The 326-nt window shown below is 35.6% G+C and carries 1 pseudogene; it reads right to left on the reverse strand.

The features are described from left to right. Positions 1 to 326, reverse strand: a pseudogene (locus SB717_RS34570) (MDR family MFS transporter); the annotation flags it as partial.

Below are 326 nucleotides of genomic sequence, written 5' to 3' on the forward strand. Positions count from 1 at the left end.
TATAACATCGTCTTCCCGACTGGTTTATCCGTAGCCCATTTTGAAATTTGAAATTGGAATAAAACAACTAATAGTCCGTTTAACGCCATTAAATATGGATATGGATTATTCGCTCCAAAAATACGCTTCATTTCGTTATCAAAATGTAGTGGCAACATGCCTTCTGTTTGAGAAAACCCCATCGAAATGATAATACCTGCTAATAAGTAAATCATTAATGCCTTATCTCGCATGACAATTTTCCAAACTGCCCCAGATTCCTTTTCTTTATGTTCTTCCTTATCTGTCCTCTTTGGCATCGTCTCTTGAATAAGAAGTAATACAAG

This window comes from Priestia sp. SIMBA_032 (assembly GCF_046535215.1).
Classification (GTDB): Bacteria; Bacillota; Bacilli; order Bacillales; family Bacillaceae_H; genus Priestia; species Priestia aryabhattai.